The 22,017-nt window shown below is 67.8% G+C and carries 23 protein-coding genes and 1 pseudogene; 16 read left to right on the forward strand and 8 right to left on the reverse strand.

Translation table 11 applies throughout. The annotated features are described in order from the left end of the window. Positions 1-175: 175 nt before the first annotated feature. Together KNW02_RS13985 and mog are read right to left on the reverse strand one after the other, a co-directional pair. Positions 176-355: pseudogene (locus KNW02_RS13985) on the reverse strand (IS110 family transposase); the annotation flags it as partial. 118 nt (positions 356-473) lie between these two features. Continuing rightward, entirely contained in the window at positions 474-1,007 is a 534-nt protein-coding gene (gene mog / locus KNW02_RS13990) for a molybdopterin adenylyltransferase (RefSeq protein WP_216033902.1), read from the reverse strand. 161 nt (positions 1,008-1,168) lie between these two features. Between mog and KNW02_RS13995 the strand changes: the two genes are divergently transcribed. Then, a complete protein-coding gene (locus KNW02_RS13995; protein ID WP_216033903.1) occupies positions 1,169-1,537 on the forward strand; it encodes a hypothetical protein in 369 nt (122 codons plus the stop codon). 31 nt (positions 1,538-1,568) lie between these two features. On the opposite strand, the gene KNW02_RS14000 is transcribed toward KNW02_RS13995, so the two are convergent. Then, complete coding sequence (locus KNW02_RS14000; protein ID WP_216033904.1) at positions 1,569-2,795, reverse strand: argininosuccinate synthase; 1,227 nt, start codon at positions 2,793-2,795, stop codon at positions 1,569-1,571. 121 nt (positions 2,796-2,916) lie between these two features. On the opposite strand from KNW02_RS14000, the gene ilvA reads away from it, so the two are divergent. Beyond that, positions 2,917-4,164 (forward strand): threonine ammonia-lyase IlvA, encoded by a 1,248-nt coding sequence (gene ilvA / locus KNW02_RS14005; protein ID WP_216033905.1) that lies wholly within the window; start codon positions 2,917-2,919, stop codon positions 4,162-4,164. Between the two features lie 93 nt (positions 4,165-4,257). After that, complete coding sequence (locus KNW02_RS14010) at positions 4,258-5,550, forward strand: PP2C family protein-serine/threonine phosphatase (protein ID WP_216033906.1); 1,293 nt, start codon at positions 4,258-4,260, stop codon at positions 5,548-5,550. A gap of 69 nt (positions 5,551-5,619) precedes the next feature. Here the strand turns inward: KNW02_RS14010 and KNW02_RS14015 are convergent, their stop codons facing one another. Then, positions 5,620-6,066: an NUDIX domain-containing protein gene (locus KNW02_RS14015; RefSeq protein ID WP_216033942.1), complete on the reverse strand. Its 447-nt coding sequence runs from the start codon at positions 6,064-6,066 to the stop codon at positions 5,620-5,622. Positions 6,067-6,216: 150 nt separating this feature from the next. Here KNW02_RS14015 and hslO point away from each other — a divergent pair, with 150 nt between their 5' ends. From hslO to KNW02_RS14045, 6 genes are all read left to right on the forward strand, one after another. Next, entirely contained in the window at positions 6,217-7,257 is a 1,041-nt protein-coding gene (hslO, locus tag KNW02_RS14020) for an Hsp33 family molecular chaperone HslO (protein ID WP_216033907.1), read from the forward strand. Then, positions 7,254-7,844 carry a CoA pyrophosphatase gene (locus KNW02_RS14025; protein ID WP_348524735.1) on the forward strand — a complete coding sequence of 197 codons (591 nt, stop codon included), beginning with the start codon at positions 7,254-7,256 and terminating at the stop codon, positions 7,842-7,844. Before hslO ends, KNW02_RS14025 begins: the two co-directional genes overlap by 4 nt. Then, positions 7,841-9,019: a CCA tRNA nucleotidyltransferase gene (locus tag KNW02_RS14030; RefSeq protein ID WP_216033908.1), complete on the forward strand. Its 1,179-nt coding sequence runs from the start codon at positions 7,841-7,843 to the stop codon at positions 9,017-9,019. The genes KNW02_RS14025 and KNW02_RS14030 overlap by 4 nt, the downstream gene beginning before the upstream one ends. Further along, a complete protein-coding gene (locus KNW02_RS14035) occupies positions 9,016-10,860 on the forward strand; it encodes an ABC transporter ATP-binding protein (protein ID WP_216033909.1) in 1,845 nt (614 codons plus the stop codon). The genes KNW02_RS14030 and KNW02_RS14035 overlap by 4 nt, the downstream gene beginning before the upstream one ends. Next, the gene (locus KNW02_RS14040; RefSeq protein ID WP_216033910.1) at positions 10,857-12,080 is read left to right on the forward strand and encodes a class I SAM-dependent RNA methyltransferase; all 1,224 of its coding nucleotides are present in this window, start codon (positions 10,857-10,859) and stop codon (positions 12,078-12,080) included. Before KNW02_RS14035 ends, KNW02_RS14040 begins: the two co-directional genes overlap by 4 nt. Positions 12,081-12,143: 63 nt before the next feature. Further along, on the forward strand, positions 12,144-12,665 hold the full coding sequence (locus tag KNW02_RS14045; protein ID WP_216033911.1) for a L,D-transpeptidase family protein: 522 nt from the start codon (positions 12,144-12,146) through the stop codon (positions 12,663-12,665). A gap of 71 nt (positions 12,666-12,736) precedes the next feature. On the opposite strand, the gene dalA is transcribed toward KNW02_RS14045, so the two are convergent. Beyond that, on the reverse strand, positions 12,737-13,249 hold the full coding sequence (gene dalA / locus KNW02_RS14050; RefSeq protein WP_216033912.1) for a divisome-associated lipoprotein DalA: 513 nt from the start codon (positions 13,247-13,249) through the stop codon (positions 12,737-12,739). Positions 13,250-13,469: 220 nt separating this feature from the next. On the opposite strand from dalA, the gene KNW02_RS14055 reads away from it, so the two are divergent. Both KNW02_RS14055 and KNW02_RS14060 read left to right on the forward strand, forming a co-directional pair. Continuing rightward, positions 13,470-14,117 (forward strand): L,D-transpeptidase, encoded by a 648-nt coding sequence (locus KNW02_RS14055; protein ID WP_216033913.1) that lies wholly within the window; start codon positions 13,470-13,472, stop codon positions 14,115-14,117. A gap of 208 nt (positions 14,118-14,325) precedes the next feature. Continuing rightward, the gene (locus KNW02_RS14060) at positions 14,326-15,858 is read left to right on the forward strand and encodes an arylsulfatase (protein WP_216033914.1); all 1,533 of its coding nucleotides are present in this window, start codon (positions 14,326-14,328) and stop codon (positions 15,856-15,858) included. Between the two features lie 75 nt (positions 15,859-15,933). Here the strand turns inward: KNW02_RS14060 and hemH are convergent, their stop codons facing one another. Next, a complete protein-coding gene (gene hemH / locus KNW02_RS14065; protein WP_216033915.1) occupies positions 15,934-16,962 on the reverse strand; it encodes a ferrochelatase in 1,029 nt (342 codons plus the stop codon). Further along, positions 16,959-17,798 carry a methyltransferase domain-containing protein gene (locus KNW02_RS14070; RefSeq protein WP_216033916.1) on the reverse strand — a complete coding sequence of 280 codons (840 nt, stop codon included), beginning with the start codon at positions 17,796-17,798 and terminating at the stop codon, positions 16,959-16,961. The genes hemH and KNW02_RS14070 overlap by 4 nt, the downstream gene beginning before the upstream one ends. Between KNW02_RS14070 and KNW02_RS14075 the strand changes: the two genes are divergently transcribed. From KNW02_RS14075 to KNW02_RS14090, 4 genes are read left to right on the forward strand one after another with little or no spacing between them, the layout of a single operon-like run. Continuing rightward, positions 17,797-18,567: a ComF family protein gene (locus tag KNW02_RS14075; RefSeq protein ID WP_252733893.1), complete on the forward strand. Its 771-nt coding sequence runs from the start codon at positions 17,797-17,799 to the stop codon at positions 18,565-18,567. The genes KNW02_RS14070 and KNW02_RS14075 overlap by 2 nt on opposite strands. A 33-nt stretch (positions 18,568-18,600) precedes the next feature. Then, positions 18,601-18,876: a glutaredoxin 3 gene (gene grxC / locus KNW02_RS14080; protein WP_216033917.1), complete on the forward strand. Its 276-nt coding sequence runs from the start codon at positions 18,601-18,603 to the stop codon at positions 18,874-18,876. Then, on the forward strand, positions 18,873-19,733 hold the full coding sequence (locus KNW02_RS14085) for a carbon-nitrogen hydrolase family protein (RefSeq protein WP_252733894.1): 861 nt from the start codon (positions 18,873-18,875) through the stop codon (positions 19,731-19,733). Before grxC ends, KNW02_RS14085 begins: the two co-directional genes overlap by 4 nt. Positions 19,734-19,738: 5 nt before the next feature. After that, a complete protein-coding gene (locus KNW02_RS14090; RefSeq protein ID WP_216033918.1) occupies positions 19,739-20,218 on the forward strand; it encodes a MarR family winged helix-turn-helix transcriptional regulator in 480 nt (159 codons plus the stop codon). 4 nt (positions 20,219-20,222) lie between these two features. Here the strand turns inward: KNW02_RS14090 and ubiG are convergent, their stop codons facing one another. Further along, complete coding sequence (ubiG, locus tag KNW02_RS14095; RefSeq protein WP_216033919.1) at positions 20,223-20,957, reverse strand: bifunctional 2-polyprenyl-6-hydroxyphenol methylase/3-demethylubiquinol 3-O-methyltransferase UbiG; 735 nt, start codon at positions 20,955-20,957, stop codon at positions 20,223-20,225. A 48-nt stretch (positions 20,958-21,005) separates the two neighbouring features. On the opposite strand from ubiG, the gene pip reads away from it, so the two are divergent. Next, positions 21,006-21,992, forward strand: coding sequence for a prolyl aminopeptidase (pip, locus tag KNW02_RS14100; protein WP_216033920.1), 987 nt, complete (start codon positions 21,006-21,008; stop codon positions 21,990-21,992). Positions 21,993-22,017 lie beyond the last annotated feature (25 nt).

Raw genomic sequence — 22,017 nt, forward strand, 5'->3', positions numbered from 1 at the left:
TGGAACACATGCTTCGCCAGATCGAGCCCGACCGTGATAATCTCCGACATGACCGTCCTCCCTTGTGGATAATCGCAGACCCTCCTTGGCACATCAATGCCGTCGGGGGGCGGTCACATCATCAGAGTCGGATGAACCGCACATCATGGCCCAGCCTGCCGATCTCACGACCTCAGAAGTGAGCCCCGCCGCAGGCTTCCATCTCGACGACACAGGGCTGCAGCGCACTGAGGAAGGCCAGAACCCGATTCCTCCGCAACTGCTTGCGCAGAACAGGCTGCCCCGCTCCATCTGCCCCGTGGACCTGAAACACGTTCTGAGCCAGATCGAGCCCGACCGTGATAATCTCCGACATGACCGCCCTCCTTTATGGATCGTTGCAGGCCCGCCTTGGCACATTGATGCCGTCGGGGGCGGTCACATCATCAGAGCCGCTTTCCGCATTCATGTCGTTTCTGATTTCCTCGAGCTGATTATTTCCCTTTCGGCCGGAACGCCCTGATCTTTGCCGGGTCCGTCTCGATCCAGCCCGCGCCCAGAAGGTCGAGGCAATAGGGGACCGCCGCGAAGACCGCGTTCAGGCAGGTGGCGATGGCCGAGGGCTTGCCCGGGAGGGTGATGATCAACGTCCGGCCCCGGCTGACCGCCGTCTGGCGCGACAGGATCGCGGTCGGCACCTCGCCCAGCGAGGCGCGGCGCATTTCCTCGCCGAAGCCCGGATATTCGCGTTCGGCCACGTCGCTGACCGCCTCGGGCGTCAGGTCGCGCGGCGCGGGGCCGGTGCCGCCGGTCACGAGGATCAGGTCGGCGCCGCCGTCACAGAGATCGCGCAGCCGGGCGGCCACGGTCTCGCGGCCGTCGGGGGTGATGTGACGGGCGATCTCGACCGGGGAGGTGATGACCTCGCGCAGCCAGCTTTCCGCGCCGGGGCCACCCTTGTCCTCGTATTCGCCGCTGGCGGCGCGGTCGGAAACGGTCAGGATGGCGATGCGGGCGGGGCGGGTCATGGCGGGGCCTTTCGGTCGTGGAGGACAGTCTCGCCGACACGGGCCGCAAAAGAAAGCGATTGCGACCCTCGGGTCCGCCAAACAGGCCGGTATCTTGCTGATTTAACTCTTCGGCAAGGATTGCCATGCTACCTCAAGGCTACCCAACAAAAGAGACTGTGATGGTTCGACTTATATTTCTGGCGACTGCAACCGTAGGTTTTCTGACCGGCTGCGCCTCGGAGATGATGAAATCCTATCTTGGCAAGGATATCACCGAAGTTGCAATGGATCGCGGCGCGCCCGATGGTTACGTGGATCTGCCGGACGGGCGGCGCGCCTTCATGTGGCAGGAAAACCAATCAATGGTGACGCCTGCGACGACCAACTATTCCAGCACGGCTTACGGCAGCTATATCAGTGGAAGTGCTGTGACGACCGGCGGCTATGTGAGCACGTGGGAATGTACCTATACGTTCATCGGGCAGCGTAACCCGCGCGGCAGCTACACTGTGGTGGACTTCAGGAAGCCTTCACTTCAGTGCGAATAGCAGACCGGCATATCGTGCTCTGCTCACATGCTCACTTCACCCGCGCGTTCCGGTTCGCGACCAGTTTCAGGCGCAGCGCGTTCAGGCGGATGAAGCCGGCCGCGTCCTTCTGGTCATAGGCGCCGGCGTCGTCCTCGAAGGTGACATGCGCCTCACTGTAAAGCGAATGGTCCGACCAGCGGCCGACGCAGTTCACGTTGCCCTTGTAGAGTTTCAGCCGCACGGTGCCGGTGACATTTTCCTGCGAGCGGTCGATCAGGGCCTGCAGCATCTCGCGTTCGGGGCTGAACCAGAAGCCGTTATAGATCAGCTCGGCATAGCGCGGCATCAGCGAATCCTTGAGATGCCCCGCGCCGCTGTCCAGCGTGATCTGCTCGATGCCGCGATGGGCTTCCAGCAGGATGGTGCCGCCCGGCGTTTCATAGATGCCGCGCGACTTCATGCCGACGAAACGGTTTTCCACAAAGTCCAGCCGGCCGATGCCGTGCCTGCGGCCCAGCTCGTTCAGGTCGGTCAGGATGGTGGCCGGCGACAGGGTGCGGCCGTTGATCGCCACGGCGTCGCCGCGCTCGAATGTCACCTCGATATATTCGGGCGTATCGGGCGCATCCTCGGGGCTGACGGTGCGCTGATAGACATAGTCGGGGGCCTCGACCGCCGGATCCTCCAGCGCCTTGCCCTCGCTGCTGGTGTGCAGCAGGTTCGCATCGACGCTGAACGGCGCCTCGCCGCGCTTGTCCCTGGCGATGGGGATCTGGTTCGCCTCGGCGAATTCGATCAGCTTGGTGCGGCTGGAGAGGTTCCATTCCCGCCAGGGCGCGATGACCTTGATCGAGGGATCCAGCGCATAGGCGGAAAGCTCGAAGCGGACCTGATCGTTGCCCTTGCCGGTGGCGCCATGGGCGACCGCGTCGGCGCCGTGCTGATGGGCCAGTTCAACCAGCCGCTTCGAGATCAGCGGCCGCGCGATCGAGGTGCCGAGCAGGTAAAGGCCCTCATAGACGGCATTGGCGCGGAACATCGGGAAGACGAAATCGCGCACGAATTCCTCGCGCAGATCCTCGATATGGATGTTCTCGGGCCTGATGCCCAGCAGTTCGGCCTTCTTGCGCGCCGGTTCCAGCTCCTCGCCCTGCCCCAGATCGGCGGTGAAGGTGACGACCTCGCAGCCATATTCGGTCTGCAGCCATTTCAGGATGATCGAGGTGTCGAGTCCCCCGGAATAGGCGAGGACGACTTTCTTCGGCGCGTCGGACATGGCGGAACCCTTTCGAATTTTCAGGGGGAATAAGGCCAATCGCCCGGCCTCACAAGGGCCGGCCGGGCAATATCCGCCAACGGGACTTGCCAAGGCCGCGCTTTCGCGCCATGGGCGGAACATGGAAAACTTTGTCGCCTCCGTCGCCCGAGCCGAGGCCGCGCTTCGCGACCTGTTCGAGCCCACGCCCCTGCAGCGCAACGATCACCTGTCGGCGAAATACGGCGCCGATATCTGGCTGAAGCGCGAGGATCTGACGCCGGTGCGCAGCTACAAGCTACGCGGGGCGTTCAACGCGATGCGCAAGCTGGTCGGCGACACCCGCGGCACGAACGCGCATTTCGTCTGCGCCAGCGCCGGCAACCACGCGCAGGGCGTGGCCTATGCCTGCCGCCATTTCGGCGCGAGGGGCACGATCTTCATGCCGGTGACGACGCCGAAGCAGAAGATCGACAAGACCCGGGTCTTTGGCGGCGATGCGGTCGAGATCGTGCTGACCGGCGACTATTTCGACCAGACGCTGGCCGCCTCGCAGGAGTTTTCGGCCCGCCAGGGCGCGCAGTTCCTGTCGCCTTTCGATGCGCCCGACATCATCGAGGGGCAGGCGACGGTGGGGCTGGAAATGCTGGCGCAGATGGAGCGGGCACCCGATCTGGTGGTGCTGCCGGTCGGCGGTGGCGGGCTGTCGGCGGGGGTGGTGCGCTATCTGGCAGAGACCGCGCCCGAGACCCGATTCGCCTTTGCCGAGCCACTGGGCGGGGCCAGCCTGCAGGCGGCGCTGGAGACCGGCGCCCCGGTCGCCCTGCCGGCGGTGGACAGCTTTGTCGACGGCGCCGCGGTCGCCCGGATCGGGGCGCTGCCCTTCGAGGTGCTGCGCCGCTTTTCGCCTGCGGACGTGCATCTGGCCCCCGAGGACCGGATCTGCGGCACCATGCTGGAGATGCTGAATGCCGAGGGCGTGGTGCTGGAGCCTGCCGGGGCACTGGCGCTGGACGTGCTCGGCGATCTGGGGGATCTGACCGGCCGGACGGTCGTCTGCATCTGCTCGGGCGGGAATTTCGACTTCGAGCGGCTGCCCGAGGTGAAGGAACGCGCCCAGCGATTCAGCGGCGTGAAAAAATATTTTGTTCTGCGCATGCCGCAGCGCCCGGGCGCACTGCGCGATTTCCTGCAGTTGCTGGGGCCGGATGACGATATCACCCGGTTCGAATACCTGAAGAAATCGGCCCGCAACTTCGGCTCGGTGCTGATCGGGATCGAGACCTCGGAACCGGCCAACCTGACCGCGCTGGCGCAGCGGCTGGACGGGGCGGGACTTTCCTATCGCGACATCACCCGCGACGAGATCCTGGCGGAACTTCTGGTCTGAGGCCCGGCGGGGCCGGCGCCGGTCCAGACAATTTGACCTATTGCCTAGGCACGATTTACCGCGCCTTTACCGCACCTGCGCTAGAAGCGCGGCATGAGGGCTGGGAATCGCAAGACACGCGGCGAGGAGACCGCATCGGCCGGGGCCGAGACACCGCTTCGGGTGCTGCTTGCCTGCACCCCGTCGGCGGCGACCCGCAGGCTGACGGCCGAGTTGCGCCGCGCCGGCTATGGTCTGGCGCAAGCCGTGGACAGCGCCGAGGCGCTGCGGCTCTGCGCCGATCAGCCCCCCGATATCGTCATCTACGATCTGGCCATGCGGGGCATGGACGGCCCGGATTTCTGCCGGGCGTTGCGCCTGCAGGACCCGCATCGACGCAGCTATCTGATCCTGCTGGCCCCCGCCGGCAGCAATGGCAACATTGCCGACGGGCTGCGCGCCGGGGCCGATGATTTCGTCACCCTGCCGGCGGATTCGGCCAAGATGCTGGCCCGGCTTGCGGTCGGCGAACGGGTGCTGCGGATGGAGGCGGAACTGCGCGCCAGCAACGCGCAACTGCGCAGCGCGCTTGAGCGTCTGGAGGTGACCCAGGCCGCCCTCGACCGCGACCTGCTGGAGGCGCGCAAGCTGCAACAGGGACTGGTGCGCGAGCGTTCGGGGCGGTTCGGGCCGTTCCAGCTGTCGCTGCTGCTGCGGCCGGCCGGGCATATCGGCGGCGATCTTGTCGGCTTCTTTCCGATCGGCGATGACCGGATCGGCATCTATGCGCTGGACGTGTCGGGCCATGGCGTCACCGCCGCCCTGCTGACCGCGCAGCTTTCGGTGCATCTGTCGGGCGCCTCGGACCAGAATGTCGCGCTGCGCGCGGCGCAGGCGGGCAATGATGCCGTGCCGCCGGCGGCGCTGGCGCATTTCTTCAACAACATGATGTTGGAGGAAATGAACACCGACACCTATTTCACCATGATCTATGCCGAGTTGAACCATGTGACCGGCCTGGTCCGCATGGTGCAGGCCGGCCATCCGCATCCGATGCTGCAGGATCCGACGGGTCAGGTCAGCACCGTCGGACAGGGCGGCATGCCGGTCGGCGTGTTCGAGAACCCGATCTTCGACGAGCTGGAGTTCCAGCTGCCGCCGGGATCGCGGCTGCTGATCACCTCGGACGGGATCACCGAGGCGGCGAATCGGGCCGGCCGGCTGCTGGGCGAGGAGGGGCTGGAGGCGATCATGCGCACCAACGCCTTCCTCGGCGGGCACGCATTCCTGGAATCCATGGCCTGGTCGGTTTCGGAATATTGCCGGGGCGAGCGTCCCGATGACATGTCGGCGGTCCTGATCGAATATCTGCGCCCGGCCGAAGCCATCCCGATCACCGAACACTGACGCGGCCGCCGCGCGGCGCAACGGACGGATGCCCCGTCGGATCCCGCGCCCCTGCGAAGTTCACGGCCTTTAGCCCGGCCCCCTCAGCGCCCGTCGCAGCAAGGCCCGCGCGCCGGGATCGGGCAACAGCGACAGCGCCTGATCCGGGCTGCACCAATGCGCGCTGTGGCCGGGCTCGGACGGCGGGCCGCGGCGCGAGACCGGACGAGCGTGCCAGACCGAACACAGCTTCTCGGCCATCAGATCGTAATCCGGCATGTAGCAGAACCGGCGATAGGCGCCGAGACGGCGCAGGCCGGCGATGGTCCAGCCGGTTTCCTCCAGAACCTCGCGATGCAGCGCCGCGATGGCGCCCTCGCCCCGATCGATGCCGCCGCCCGGCAACTGGAATTCGGGCGTGGGCGCGGCCTGATGGGTCAGCAGGACCCGCCCCTCGCGCAGCAGCACCGCATAGGCACCTGGGCGCCGCCGATACTGTGCGCCGGACTGCGGGGGCTGGCCGAAACGGGGAATCATCATCGCTCCTGCGTCATCCGGGCCAAGGGCTAACCCGGCTGCGGTGAAGGCGAAAGACCGCCCCCCTTGGGATTGCCGCCAGATCCCTTATATTGGGCGGCAACCCGGCCCGCCCGCGCGCGCGGCCACCCGAGATTTCAAGGATACGCCATGAGCATGATCAACCAGATCGCCTGGGACGACACGGTTCTGCCCTTCCAGTTGGACCGTTCCTCGATCCGCGGCCGTGTCGCGCGGCTGGACGGCGTGCTGGACCATATTCTGTCGCGCCACGCCTATCCCGCCCCGGTCAGCGCGCTGGTGGCCGAACTGGCGCTGCTGACGGCGCTGATCGGCCCAACCGTCAAGCTGCGCTGGAAGCTGAGCCTGCAGGTGCGCGGCAATGGTGCCGTGCGCACCATCGCCGCCGATTTCTACGCCCCCGAGGCCGATGGCACGCCGGCCAGGATCCGCGCCTGGGCCAGTTTCGACGAGGACCGGCTGGACGACCGCCCGGCCTTCGAGCAGATCGGCGAGGGGTATTTCGCCATCCTGATCGACCAGGGCAGCGGCACCACGCCCTATCAGGGCATCACGCCACTGGCCGGCGGCTCGCTCTCGGCCTGCGCGCAGACCTATTTCGCCCAGTCCGAGCAGCTGCCGACCCGCTTTCAGCTGGCCAGCGGCCGGTCGCAACTGACCGGCGAGGCCGAACACTGGCGCGCCGGCGGCGTCATGCTGCAGACCCTGCCCGCCCAGCCGATGACCTCGGGCGAGGGTGGCAGCGGCGAGGGCGGGCTGATCGAGGCCGCCGATATCCTGCAGGGCGCCGAATCCGAGGACTGGAACCGCGCCAACCTGCTGCTGGACACGGTCGAGACGCTGGAACTGATCGGCCCCACGGTCGGGCCGACCGACCTGCTGCTGCGGCTGTTCCACGAGGAAACCCCGCGCGTCTTCGATGCGCAGCGGGTGGAATTCGGCTGTTCCTGCACCTCTGAGCGGGTCCGCGACACGCTGTCGATCTATTCGGCCAAGGACATCGCCCATATGACCACGCCCGAGGGCATCGTCACCGCCGATTGCCAGTTCTGCGGCGCGCATTACGAATTCGACCCGCAAAGCCTGGGCTTCGAGGCAACGGTCGATGCCGAGGGCCAGCCGATCGGATCCGAGGCCGGCGGCGACGCGACCGACAGGGCCGCCGAGTGATCCCCCTCTGGTCCGAGGACCGGCTGCGGGCGGCGCTGCGCGTGGCCGCCGTGCCGAGTTCGGATTTCGAGCTGAACGACCTGACCCCGCCCGAGGCCCGGCTGCGCCCGGCCGGGGTGCTGGCCGCCTTTCACGAGGATGACGGGCGGCTGCTGCTGACCAAGCGCGCCTCGGGGCTGCGGCATCATCCGGGCCAGATCGCCCTGCCCGGCGGCAAGGTCGATCCCGGTGACGCCGACGAGGTGGCGGCGGCGCTGCGCGAGGCGCAGGAAGAGGTCGGGCTGGATCCGGCGCAGGTCGATCTGATCGGCACCCTGCCGCCGCACCAGACCGTGACCGCCTTCGCGGTGACGCCGGTTCTGGGCATCATTCGCGGCAGGTTCGTGCCGCGCCCCGAGCCGGGCGAGGTCGACGAGGTGTTCACCCTGCCCTTCGCCCATATCGCCGATCCGTCGCGCTATCACGTCGAAAAGCGGCGCTGGCGCGGCGACTGGCGCAGCTATTACGTCGCGCCCCACGGCCCCTATTACCTCTGGGGGGCGACCGCGCGCATGCTGCTGGGGCTGGCCCGGAGGATGCAGCCATGACCCGCCTGCCCGCCCGACTGCTGGCGGATCCGGCGCTGGTCGCGGTGCTGGACGCGATCGAGGCCGGCGGCCAGCGCGCCTATCTGGTCGGCGGCGCCGTGCGCAACGCGCTGCTGGGTCAGAGGGTCGAGGATATCGACATCGCCACCGGCGCACACCCGTCCGAGGTCATCCGGCTGGCCGAGGCGGCCGGGCTGCGGCCGGTGCCGACGGGGATCGAGCATGGCACCGTCACCGTCGTCTCGGGCCATCGCGGCTTCGAGGTCACGACCTTCCGGCGCGATGTGGAAACCGACGGCCGGCGCGCGGTGGTGGCCTTTTCCGACCGGTTGGACGAGGACGCGCAGCGCCGCGACTTCACCATGAACGCGCTTTACGCAGACCGTGCGGGCGAGATCATCGACCCGGTCGGCGGCCTGCCCGATCTGGCGGCGCGGCGGCTGCGCTTTGTCGGCGACGCGCGGCTGCGGATCCGCGAGGATTACCTGCGCATCCTGCGCTTCTTCCGCTTTTTCGCCTGCTATGGCCGCGAGGCCGACCCGCAGGCCGTCGCGGCCTGCGCGGCGCTGAAGGACGGGCTGTTGCGGATCGCCCGCGAACGGATCGGCGTCGAGATGAAGAAGCTGCTGTCGGCCTCGGACCCGGTGGCTTCGGTGCGGCTGATGAAGGAGACCGGCGTGCTGGATCTGCTGCTGCCGGGCGCCGATGCAGCGGCGCTGGCCCGGCTGGTGCGGACCGAGGCGCTGGCCGGGATGGCGCCGGGATGGCCACGGCGGCTGGCGGCACTGGCCGGGGCCGAGGATGTCGCGGACGCGCTGCGGCTGTCGCGGGCCGAGGCGCGCCAGCAGGTATTGCTGCGCGACGGGCTGGCGGCAGACTGGTCGCTGGATCGCGCGGGCTATCGTATGGGGGCCGAGGCCGGCGCCGATCTGGCCCTGCTGCGCGCGGCGCGGACGGGCGCGGCGCCTGCCCCGGACTGGCGCGAGCGGCTGGCCGCGGCGGCGCGCGCGCGCCTGCCGGTGACGGCCGCGGATCTGTCGGCGCAGCTGCAGGGACCGGCTTTGGGGCGGGGGCTGAAGGCCGCCGAGGACGAATGGATCGCGTCGGGCTTTACCCTGCCGGCGGCGGCCCTGATCGATGCGGCCCTGCTGGCCGGGGAGGAGACGACGGGATGAGCCTGCATCAGCGTTTTGGCCGCATGGTCGATGCCTTCCGCCCCGCCGAAGGGCCGCCGCCCGACCGGCTGCTGGCCTTTTTCGGCTGGTGCCTTTCGGGGGCATGGCGCGGCCTTGGCGTCGCTGCCATCGCCTCGGCCATGGGCGGGGCGGCGGATGTCGCCTCGGCCGTGCTGCTGGGCATGGTGGTCGATGCCGTGGCCGGCGGCCAGCCGGGCAGTTTCTGGGCCGATAACGGGCTGACCGTGGCCCTGTTCGCGGGCTTCTTCCTGATCCTGCGCCCGGCGATCTTCGGCCTGTCCACGGCCAGTTCCAACGTCATCATCGCGCCCAATATCATGCCGCTGGTGCTGTCGCGGCTGCATCGCTGGACCATGGGCCATTCGGTCACCTTCTTCGACAACGATTTCGCCGGCCGGCTGGCGCAGAAGCAGATGCAGACCGCCCGCGCCGTCACCGAGGTCGCCAGTGAAATGGTGAACGTGGTGGCCTTCGCGCTGGCTTCGGTGATCGGCTCGGCCGCCTTCCTGCTGTCGGTCGATGGCTGGGGGGCGCTGGCGCTGATCGTCTGGCTGGCGGCCTATTTCGCGCTGATCCGCTTCTTTTTGCCCCGCATCCGCTCGAAATCGGGGGCGCGCGCCTCGGCCCGGGCGATGGTGACCGGGCAGGTCGTCGACACGATCACCAATATCAAGACCGTCAAGCTGTTCGCCCATGCCGAACACGAGGACCGCGCCGCCCTGGGCGCCATGGCCGGTTTCCGCGAACGGGCGCTGGATTTCGGCGTCGTCTCGACCTGGTTCCGCATGTCGCTGATGATCATCGCGGGCGTGCTGCCGGTGATCCTTGTCGGCGGCTCGATCCTGCTGTGGCGGCAGGGGCTGGCCAGCCCCGGCGATATCGCGGCGGCCGGCGCCATCGCCATGCGGCTGAGCCAGATGACCGGCTGGGTCAGCATGGCGCTGATGGGCATCTGGGGCAGCATCGGCGAGGTCGAGGACGGGATGAAGACCCTGACCCCGCCGCATGCGCTGACCGACGCGCCCGATGCCACCCGGCTGAGCCGGGTCGAGGGCCGGATCGAGTTCGATCACGTCAGCTTTCATTATGGCCGCGAGGCGGGCGGCATCGGCGACCTGTCGCTGCGTGTCGCACCGGGCGAGAAGGTCGGCATCGTCGGCGCCTCGGGGGCGGGAAAGTCGACGCTGGTGGCCCTGCTGCTGCGGCTCTACGATGTCGAGGAGGGCGCGATCCGCATCGACGGGAAGGATCTGCGGCAGGTGACGCAGGAAAGCCTGCGCCGCCAGATCGCCATGGTCACGCAGGAAACCGCGATGTTCAACCGCTCGGCCCGGGACAACATCCTTTATGGCCGGCCCGGCGCCACCCAGCCCGAGATCGAGGCGGCGGCCCGCGCGGCCGAGGCGCATGACTTCATCCTCGGGCTGCAGGACCACGCCGGGCGCAAGGGCTATGACGCGCACCTGGGCGAACGCGGGGTCAAGCTGTCGGGCGGGCAGCGGCAGCGGATCGCGCTGGCCCGCGCCTTCCTGAAGGATGCGCCGATTCTGGTCCTCGACGAGGCGACCAGCGCGCTGGACAGCGAGGTGGAGGCGCAGGTGCAGGAGGCGCTGTCGCGCGCCATGGCCGGCAAGACCGTGCTGGCCATCGCGCACCGGCTGTCGACCATCGCGCAGCTGGACCGGATCCTCGTCATCGACGCCGGCCGGATCGTCGAGCAGGGCCGGCACGACCAGTTGCTGGCGCGCGGCGGGCTTTATGCGCGCTACTGGAACCGGCAGTCGGGCGGGTTCCTGGGCACGGAGGAGGCCGCCGAGTGAGCCTGTGGCGGATCGAGCGGCTGGGCCGGCGCGGCGATGGTGTCGCGCTTGGCCCGGCTGGCCGGGCGCTGGCGCCGCTGACCCTGCCCGGCGAAGAGATCGAGGGCGAGGCCGTGGACGGGCGCATCGCCAACCCGCGCATCGTGACACCCTCGCCCCAGCGGGTGAAACCGGCCTGCCCGCATTACCGCGCCTGCGGCGGCTGTTCGCTGATGCACGCCACGGAAGGGTTCACCACCGCCTGGAAACGGCGGGTGGTCGAGGCGGCACTGGCCGCGCAGGGGCTGGAGGCGCCGGTGCAGGGCGTGCATGTCTCGCCGCGGCGCTCGCGCCGCCGGGCGGTGCTGTCGGGGCGGCGGACGAAAAAGGGCGCGCTGGTCGGCTTTCACGCCCGCGCCTCGGATGTGGTCGTCGATCTGGCCGATTGCCATGTGCTGCGCCCGCAGATCACCGCCGCGCTGCCGCTGTTGCGCCGGATCGTGACGGCGGGGGCCTCGCGTTCGGGCGAGCTTTCCCTGACGGTGATCCATGGCCCCGCCGGGCTGGATCTGGCCGTCACCGGCGGCAAGCCGATGCAGCCTGCGCTGTTCCAGACGCTGGCCGAACTGGCCGAAGAGGGCGATCTGGCGCGACTGGACTGGGACGGGCAGACGATCACCCGCCGCCCGGCCGCGCTGCCGATGGGGCGGGCGCAGGTGGTGCCGCCGCCGGGCGGCTTTCTGCAGGCCACGGCCGAGGGCGAGGCGGCGCTGCTGGCCGCGGTGCGCACGATCACCGCGGGCGCGGACCGGGTCGCCGATCTCTTTGCCGGCTGCGGCACCTTCAGCCTGCCCCTGGCCGAGGCCGCCGAGATCCATGCGATCGAGGGGCTGGCCGCGCCGCTGGCGGCGCTGGATGCCGGCTGGCGCGGGGCGGCCGGGCTGCGCCGGATCACGACCGGGATTCGCGATCTGGCGCGCTGGCCGCTGCTGGTTGACGAGCTGACCGGCTTTGACGCAATCGTGATCGACCCGCCCCGCAGCGGCGCCGAGGCGCAATGCCGCGAAATCGCCGCCTCGACCGTGCCGCGCATCGCCTTCGTGGCCTGCGATCCGGTGAATTTCGCAAGGGATGCGCGGATTCTGGCGCATGGAGGCTATCGGCTGACCCGGCTCTGGGTGGTCGATCAGTTCCGCTGGTCGCCGCATGTCGAGACCGTGGCGGAGTTCCTGCGCGGCTAGCCCGGCCCGGGCTTTCGTGGTAATCAGAAGGCATAAAAACCTTAAAAACCACCTGAGGCAGTGATGTATCGCGCAACCCGTCGGACAGTTTCCCTGTCGCTGCTGGCCCTGTTGGCGGCCTGCGGCGCTCCGCCCAAGAAATCGAAGTTCAAAGGCTATGATGGCCCCGAGGTGACCCAGGTGGTCATCAACAAGGGTGATCGCCGCCTGTATCTGCTGAACAACAGGACCGTCCTCAAGGCCTATGACATCGGGCTTGGGAACGAGCCTGTCGGCGACAAGCAGTTCGAGGGCGACGGCAAGACCCCCGAGGGCGTCTATTTCATCGACCGTTTCAACCCGCGCAGCCAGTATCACCTATCGGTCGGGATTTCCTATCCGGACGCGAACGACAAGGCCTATGCCCAGTCCTTCGGCTTCCTGCCCGGCGGCGATATCTTCATCCACGGCTGGGGTCCCGAAGGCCGGGTGAAGGCGCCGAAGCAGCGCGACTGGACCGCCGGCTGCATCGCCGTGAACGACGAGGAAATCGAAGAGATTTACGCGATGCTGCGCCCCGGCGTGCCCATCGTCATCAATCCCTGAGACGGCCCCGACCGCGATGAAGAAAGGCCCCGGAGATTGCCGGGGCCTTTCTCGTTCACCGTCGCCCGGGCTCAGCTGCCGGACAGCAAGGTCCACCAGATCTTGCCCGAGGGTTCCTGATACCAGGCAAAGCCGAGGCTGCGGGCGGTCGGATCCATGATCACGTCGCGGGTGTCGCGCGTGCCCATCCAGGCATTCAGGGTCTGGATGTCGTTCTCATAGGTTTCCGAGATATTCTCGCCCACCAGCGTTCCCGTGTAACCCTGCCGGCGGGCACGGTCCAGGGGCGAGGACCCATCCGAGCCCCAGTGCCAGGCGCGGTTCTGCGCCGCCATGTCGCGCGACTGCGCCAGCGCCGCCGCGCTCAGTTGCGGGTTCAGCACCATCGGCGCCAGCGCGATATTGCCGCGCAGGGTGTTGATCTGCTGCAACACCCGCTGCGGAATTTCGGCCGCTTCGCGTTCGTTGATCGTGTAGGCCACGGGCGCGGGCTGCCCGTCCGGCCCCAGCTGCGGCACGGTGCGGGGCTGACACGCGGCCAGCACAACCACCGACAGCGCCGCAAGCACCTTGACTATATTCATTTCCGGCATCCCTCGCATGCGATTGACCGCAGGTCTAGCGAATGCAGGAGACGCGTTCAAACGCACGAATCCGTGAAATCCGGACAGTGTTGCATCGAAGCCGGTTACGGCAGTTTGAATTGATGCCACATCGTCACAGGCGTATATGATGGGCATCCGCATGAGGCGGAGCAGTCAAGGCCGACCGGCAAGAGCGGCCAGGAAACGAAGGACAGATGCCATGAGCAAAACCCCTGCTCTCAACCGCCGGGCCTTTCTGGCTACGGCGGCTGCGCTTGGTGCCACAGGTCTGGCGCCATCCTTCGCGCAGCAGTTCGACCCCTATACCGGCCAGCCCATCGTCGGCGCCACGCCCGGCGCCACACCGGATGCGGGCGCGGTGCAATATGATGCGGCAGCCAACCAGCGCCACAATATCTCCAGCTTCCGGGCGCAGGACTGGCGGCCCTATTTCGATACCCTGACCAATGGTGCCATCCTGTGCGATCTGACCTCGCGCGCGGTGCATTACTGGTCCGAGGACGGGACGGTCTATCGCCTCTTCCCCTCGTCGATCCCGGTCAGCGAGGATCTGACCCGCAAGGGCCGGACCGAGATCATCAAGAAGGTGGTCGGCCCCAGCTGGGCGCCCACGCCCGAGATGAAGAAACGCAACCCCGAATGGCCCGATTTCGTGCCGCCGGGGCCGGACAATCCGCTTGGCACCCATGCGCTGTGGCTGAGCTGGCAGTATTACCGCATCCACGGCACCCATGACACGCGCAAGATCGGCCGCAAATCCTCGAACGGCTGCATCGGCCTTTACAACGAGCATATCCAGCAGCTTTACGATCTGACCAAGATCGGAACGCAGGTGCTGCTGATCTGAGGGCGCTTTCGGGACAGATGGCAGGAACGTCCGACGGGCTGCCTGCCGCCTACCAGCCCAGCAAAACGGCACGATAGGCGAAAATTCGCCTATTTTGTGGCTGAAGTTGCATCCTTTCCCGCCGATACACCTTACCATCCCGAAGCCTCACCAATGCGTGAGGTTTTTGGTTCTGCGTGACAAGCGGCTGAAAGGAAGGGAGACCTTGATGCGAAAGGAATTGTCCGGGGGCGCGTTCGCGCTGGCCCTGATGGCGGGCGTCGCGATGGCCCAGGAGGCCGAACGCCCCAACATTCTGGTGATCTGGGGCGACGATGTCGGGATGTGGAACATCTCGGCCTACCACCGCGGCATGATGTGTTGCGAGACCCCGAACATCGACCGCATCGCCGATGAAGGCATGCTGTTCATGGACCACTATGCCCAGGCCTCCTGCACCGCCGGCCGGGCCGCCTTCATCACCGGGCAGTATCCGCTGCGCGTCGGTCTGGCGACGGTGGGCCTGCCCGGCTCGGAACTGGGCCTGCAATCCGAGGATCCGACCATCGCCGAGATGCTGAAGCCGCTGGGCTATCGCACCGGACAGTTCGGCAAGAACCACCTCGGCGACCGGGACGAGCATCTGCCGACCAACCACGGCTTCGACGAGTTCTTCGGCATTCTCTACCACCTCAATGCCGGCGAATATACCGAGCAGGTCGACTATCCGACCGAGGCGATCCAGGCCGCGGGCTTTGGCCAGCGCGGCATCATCCACTCCTATGCCGCGACGGATGGGGGTGAGCAGCAGATCGAGGATCTGGGCAATTTCGGCCAGGAACGCCAGCGGACCCTGGATCAGGAGGTGCTGACCGAATCCAAGCGCTTCATCACCGAGGCGGTTGAGGCCGGCGAGCCATTCTTCGTCTGGCACAACACCACCCGGATGCATTACCGCACCAATCTGGACGAGAATTACGACGGCATCACCGGCACCGGCAACGTCTATGCCGACGGCATGACCGAGATGGACGACGATGTGGGCGAACTGCTGGCCCTGCTGGACGAGTTGGGCGTGGCCGACAACACCATGGTCATGTTCTCGACCGATAACGGCGCGGCGTCGAATTCATGGCCCGACGGCGGCAACCAGCCCTTCCGGGGCGAAAAGGGCGTCGGCGGCTATGAGGGCGGCTTCAAGGTCCCCATGGCGGTCAAATGGCCGGGGGTGATCCCCGAGGGCACCACCACCGGCGAGATGATGTCGATGGAAGACTGGATGCCCACGATCATGTCGCAGCTGGGCCAGCCCGACCTGAAGGAACAGCTTCTGGAAGGCGCCGAGATCGGCGGCAAGACCTACAAGGTTCATCTGGACGGCTATGACCAGACCCCGATCCTGACCCAGAGCGGCCCCAGCAACCGCAACGAGTTCTTCTTTACCACCGAAACCAAGTTCCACGGCGTGCGTTTCGGCGAATGGAAGTTCCTGTTCACCGAGCAGGACAGGTGGTTCAACGGCGTCCAGAACACCCTTACGACGCCGCTTATCACTCGTCTGGATCTGGACCCGTTCGAACGCTTTCACGAGGCCCGCGGCTTTGACGAATGGCAGGAGAACCGGTCGTGGGCGCTGTCGCCGGCGTTGGCGATCGTCCAGCAATATTTCGCCTCGTTCGAGGATTTCCCGCCGCGGCAGGCCAGCCTGGACTTTGACACCGACGCCATCATGAACAGCATGATGTCATCGGCCGCCCAGTAACGCGGCAGCCCGATCACGAAAGCGCCGCCCGGCACCGACCACGGTGCCGGGCGATTCCAGTTCCGGCAGCCGGTTTCAGACCCAGCCGCCGATATTCTCGCGGATGACGTTCAGCATCACCTCGACATGGGCCGGATCGTCGTTCAGGCAGGGGATATAGGTGAAATCCTTGCCGCCGGCATGTTCGAAGCTTTCGCGGATCTCGCCGTTGATCTCTTCCAGCGTCTCGATGCAGTCGGCGGCGAAGGCGGGCGAGATCACGGCGATGTCGGTGACGCCCCGGCGCGCCAGTTCCGCCACATGCTCGACCGTGTAGGGCCGCAGCCATTCCTCGGTGCCGAAGACCGACTGGAAGGTGGTGTCGATCACGCCATCGGGCCAGCCAAGCGCTGCCTGCAGCAGGCGCGAGGTCTTCTGGCACTGGCAATGATAGGGATCGCCCTCCAGCAGGTAGCGTTTCGGCATGCCGTGATACGAGGCGATCAGCCGCGCGGGCACCCGCCCGCCCAGCACCCGGTGCACCGATCCGGCCAGCGCCTGAATATAGTCCGGCCGGTCGAAATAGGGATCGCAGGTCCGCACCGAGGGCTGCCATTTCTGCGCCATCAGCGCCCGGAACAGCTGGTCGTTCGCGGTGGCCGAGGTGGCGCCGGCATATTGCGGATAAAGCGGCAGAAAGACGATCCGCCGGCAGCCGGCCTTCACCATCCGCTCCAGCACCTCCTGGGTCGAAGGGTTGCCATAGCGCATGCAGAACTCGACCATCACCTTGTCGCCCCATTCGGCCCTGGCGCGGTCGCGCAGCGCCTGCGTCTGGTCGCGGGTGATGGTCATCAACGGGCTCTCGCCCTTTTCCTCGTTCCAGATCAGCCTGTAATTCGCCCCCGAAGTGAACGGCCGCTTGGTCAGAATGATGCCCTGCAGGAGCGGCTGCCATTTCCACGCCGGATAGTCGATCACCCGCCGGTCGGACAGGAATTCGCTGAGATAACGGCGCATCGACCAGTAGTCATAACCGTCCGGCGTGCCGAGATTGGCGATCAGGATACCGGTCTTGGGTTCGGGCAGCGCAGGGTGGTCGGCGGGCGCGGGGGCTGGCGTCATGTCTTGGTCCTGAGGTCGTTCAGCGCGTTGGCAAGGCTGTGCCGGGCCGAGCCCGGCCGCAGCGGTTTCTGCTGGGTCGCGGAGGGCGCCCAGCCGGTCAGAAAGACCAGATCGAAGCTGGTGGCGACACGGGACGGATCGTCGCGGTCGGGATGATGCCGGGCCATCAGCGCGGCGGCGCGGGCAAAGACCGCGCGTCCCGTCGGACGGCGCAGGCGGGCGGCCATGGCATTGCCCTCGCCCATGGCGCGCAGATCGCGGGCAAGGTGCAGCAGGTCGCGATAGCTGGCCCGCTGGCTCAGCAGATCGGCCACCGGCAGGGCCAGCCCGGCGCGGTGAAGAAGCCCGCCCATGTCGCGGATTTCGCCCATCGGCAGGACCCGCGGCGACAGCCCGCCGGTCACCTCGGCCTCGGCCTCGGCCAGCGCGGCGCGGGCCTCGTGCAGGGTCTGGCCGCCGAAGCAGACGGCGATGAACAGCCCGTCCTCGCTCAGCGCGCGGCGGCACTGGACCATCTGGCCGACCGGATCCTCGGCCCAGTGCAGCGCCATGGCGTGGATCACCAGATCATGGGCGCCGGGCTGCAGGTCCAGCAGCGGCTCGTCACCGACCACCCGTGCCTGCGGAAAGCGCGCGGCCCAGAAATCGGGAAAGCCCGTGACCACGGCGGGGCGCGTAAACGATCTGTTAATCTCGGACAGCCTATCCTCGATCTCGTCGGCGGCGATCCGGTGCAGCACGTCGGCATGGCCCGCGCGCAGCGCACGCGCGCGCTGGCGCAGCAGCGCCGCGCGGTCGGTCATCAGGGGGCGGTCGGTGTCATTGGGGGTGTTCATGGGGCGCGAACATAGGGTGCTTCGCGGGGCGATGAAAGGCGCGCTGCGTCTGCTTTATCCGCCACAATGCCTTGGCTGCGGCCAGCCTGTCGGCGGCGCGGGCGACGCCGGGGCCGGGCTTTGCGCCGAATGCTGGCGCGAGACGCGGTTCATCACCGGCACCGCCTGCGGCCGCTGCGGCGCGCCCCTGCCCGATGACGGCAGCGGCGCGCCGCAGGAGACGCTGATTTGCGACGACTGCCTGTCCATCGCCCGGCCCTGGCGGCATGGCCGGGCGGCGATGGTCTATGCCGGCACCGGGCGGCAACTGGTGCTGGCGCTGAAACATGGCGACCGGCCCGATCTGGCCCCGGCGCTGGCCGGCTGGCTGTCGCGCGCGGCCGCGCCGCTGATCCGGCCGGGCATGATCATCGCCCCGGTGCCGCTGCACCCGCTGCGGCTTCTGAAGCGGAAATACAACCAGGCGGCGCTGGTCTCGGCCCATCTGGCCCGCGCCCGCGGGCTGGAGCATGTCCCCGACCTGCTGTTGCGCCGCCGCCAGACCGAGGGGCAGGACCATCGCAGCGTCAGCGATCGTTTCGCCAATGTCGCGGGCGCGATCGCCGCGAACCCGCGCCGCGCCGCCCGGGCCGAGGGGCGCGCGGTCCTGCTGATCGACGATGTGACGACCTCGGGCGCGACGCTGGCGGCCTCGGCCGAGGCCCTGCTGGCGGCGGGCTCGGGGCCAGTTTCGGTCGCGGTTCTGGCGCGGGCGGTCAAGGATGACTAGATGTGTGAAAGACGCACGACCGGAAGGACCGCCATGCCCCCCAAGCCCCAAGTCGAGATCTACCTGACCCAGACCTGCCCCTTCTGCATCGCCGCCCGCTCGCTGCTGCGCCGCAAAGGCGTCGAGTTCACCGAGATCGACGTCGGCGCCCGCCCCGAACGCCGGGCCGAGATGACGCAGCGCGCCCATGGTCGCCGCACCGTGCCGCAGATCTTCGTGGGCGAAACCCATGTCGGCGGCAGCGACGACCTGCACGCGCTGGAGCGCGACGGCCGGCTGGATCCGCTGCTGCAGGGCCGCGCGGCATGACCGGCGCGGGCGGCAGGCTGACCGTCGGGCTGATCCAGCTGAATGTCGGCGACGATCCCCTGGCCAATCTGGGCCGGACGATCCCGCTGATTCGCCGGGCCGTGGCCCAGGGCGCCCGATTCGTGCTGACGCCCGAGGCCACCAACCTGCTGTCGCCCGAACGCAGGCGGCAGGAGGCCGTCCTGCATGTCGAGCCCGAGGATCCGACGCTGTCGGCACTGCGGGTCGAGGCCAAGGCGGCGGGGATCTGGCTGCTGATCGGCTCTCTGGCGCTGAAATCGGAGGATGGCGATGCGCGCTTCGTCAATCGCAGCTTCCTGATCGATCCCGAGGGCGGCATTGCCGCGCGCTATGACAAGCTGCACATGTTCGATGTGCAGATCTCGGAGACCGAAAGCTATCGCGAAAGCGCCGCCTACCGGCCCGGCGCCCGCGCGGTTCTGGCGCGGGCGGGGGCGGTGCCCCTCGGGCTGACGATCTGCTATGACCTGCGCTTTCCACAGCTTTTCCGCCGGCTGGCGCTGGCCGGCGCGCGGTTGCTGACGGTGCCCTCGGCCTTCAATCCGACCACCGGCGAGGCGCATTGGGAGGTGCTGCTGCGCGCCCGCGCCATCGAGACCGGCTGTTTCGTCCTGGCCCCGGCGCAATGCGGCACCCATCCCGCCCCGCACAGCCCCGACCGCGTGCCCCGGCGCAGCCACGGCCATTCGCTGGCGGTCGATCCCTGGGGCAAGGTGCTGGCCGATGGCGGCCAGGAGCCGGGGGTAACGATAGTTCAACTTGACCTTGACGCGGTCGACAGGGCACGGTCGCGCATCCCGTCCCTGACCCATGAACGCGCCTTCGAGGGCCCTTGAAACCCATGAACAAGACCGTGACAGATCTCGACAAGCCGCACTCGAACGACCGGTTGGCCGCCAGCCTGTTCGCCGAAGTGCTGATTGCCGACCAGTTGTCGCGCAACCTGATCAGCAAGGCGCTGCCACGGGGCATGCAGATTTCGCATTTCTCGGTCCTGAACCTTCTGGCGCATGTGAGCGAGGAACGCACGCCCGCGCAGTTGGCCGAGGCGTTCCACGTCACCCGCGGCGCCATGACCAACACCCTGTCGCGGCTGGAATGGGCCGGCCATGTCCATATCCGCCCCGATTGGGACGATGCGCGGCGCAAGTTCGTCTCGATCAGCCCGGCGGGGCGCGCGGCGCGCGATGCCGCCATCGCCGCCTTCATGCCGCTGATCGCGGATGTGGTGCGCGATATCGGCGCCGAGAAGGTGCGCGGCGCCCTGCCCGTGCTGCGCGAATTGCGGCTGCGGCTGGAGGGCGGGCCGGAATCCGACTGATTGGTCAGGCCGGGCGGCGCGCGCTCAGCAGATAGTTTACCGACAGGTCGCGGTCGGACAGTTTCCAGGCAAAGCCGATCGGGTTGAACACCATCCCGCGCCGGTCAACCGGGTGCAGGCCCGCGCTTTCGGCCATGCCAGCCAGTTTGTCCGGGGTGATGAAGCGCGACCATTCATGCGTGCCGCGCGGCAGCCAGCGCATGATCCATTCGGCCCCGATGATCGCCGCGCCAAAGCTTTTCGCGGTCCGGTTCAGCGTCGAGACAACGATCAGTCCGCCGGGGCGCACCAGATCGCGGCAGGTGGCGATGAAGGTGGCGGGATCAGCGACATGCTCGACGATCTCGAGCGCCAGCACGATGTCAAAGACCTCGCCCCCGGCCACCAGCGCCTCGGCGGTGGTGGCGCGATAGTCGATCGGCAGGTCCTGCTGTTCGGCATGCAGCCGCGCCATGGCGATATTGCCCTCGGCCGCGTCCGCGCCGGTCACATCCGCGCCCAGCCGCGCCATCGGCTCGGCCACCAGCCCGCCGCCGCAGCCGATATCCAGAAGCCGCAGCCCCTCGAACGGGCGCAGGCTGCGGCGGTCGCGCCCGAATTCGGCGGCAATCTGGGTGGTGATGTAATCCAGCCGCACCGGGTTCATCATGTGCAGCGGCCGGAACTTGCCCGCCGGATCCCACCATTCGGCGGCCATCGCCTCGAATTTCGCGATTTCACCGGGGTCGATGCTGGTCATGCGACGGTCCTTCTGGCGGGCGCTTCCGCTTGGCTCTATACTGCGCGGATGGACCGAATGGCAGGGCAAATCTCCGCGACACATGGCCGCCTGCACCCGGCGGGCGAGCCCTTCGATCGCCGCACGCTGGATGTCGGCGACGGCCATCAACTCTATGTCGAGCAATGCGGCAACCCCGAGGGGCGGGCGGTCCTCGTGCTGCATGGCGGCCCCGGCGGCGGCTGCAGCCCGTTCATGCGGCGCTTCTTCGACCCAGCGCATTTCCGCGTCGTCCTGTTCGACCAGCGCGGCTGCGGCCGCTCGCGGCCCACGGCCTCGGTCGAGGCCAATACAACCCGGCATCTGCTGGCGGATATCGAGCATATCCGCACCGAACTGGGCATCGAAAGCTGGCTGCTGTTCGGCGGCAGCTGGGGGGCGACGCTGGCCATCACCTATGCCGAATCCCATCCGGATCAGGTGACCGGGCTGATCCTGCGCGGCGTGTTCCTGGGCAGCCGGGCCGAACTGGACTGGTTCTATGGCGGCGGCGCGGGCCGTTTCTTTCCCGATCTCTGGGCCCAGTTCCAGGGGCCGATCCCCATGGTCGAACGCGGCGACATGATCGGCGCCTATCACCGCCGGCTGTTTTCGGGCGACGACACGGAGCAGGGCCACTATGCCCTGCCCTGGCTGATGTGGGAGAACGCGCTGGCCGGGCTGAACGCCTCGGCCGCCAGTCATGCGCCGACGGATTACGCGCGCGCCTTCGCCCGGCTTGAAAACCACTATTTCATGAACGGCTGCTTCCTGGACGAGGGTCAGCTGCTGCGCGACCGCCACCTGATCGAGCATCTGCCGGCGGTGATCGTGCAGGGCCGCTATGACATGGTCTGCCCGCCGGTCAGCGCCTATCGGCTGGCCGATGGCTGGGAGACATGCGACCTGCGCCTCATCCCCGCCTCGGGCCACGCGCTGTCCGAGCCGCGCATCTCGTCCGAACTGGTCACCGTCATGGACATGATCCGCGACCAGGGGATCTTGCGCACGACCTGAAAGCGGGTGAGTCTGCCCCCCGGAC

It is taken from the genome of Paracoccus marinaquae (assembly GCF_018860165.1).
GTDB classification, from domain to species: domain Bacteria; phylum Pseudomonadota; class Alphaproteobacteria; order Rhodobacterales; family Rhodobacteraceae; genus Paracoccus; species Paracoccus marinaquae.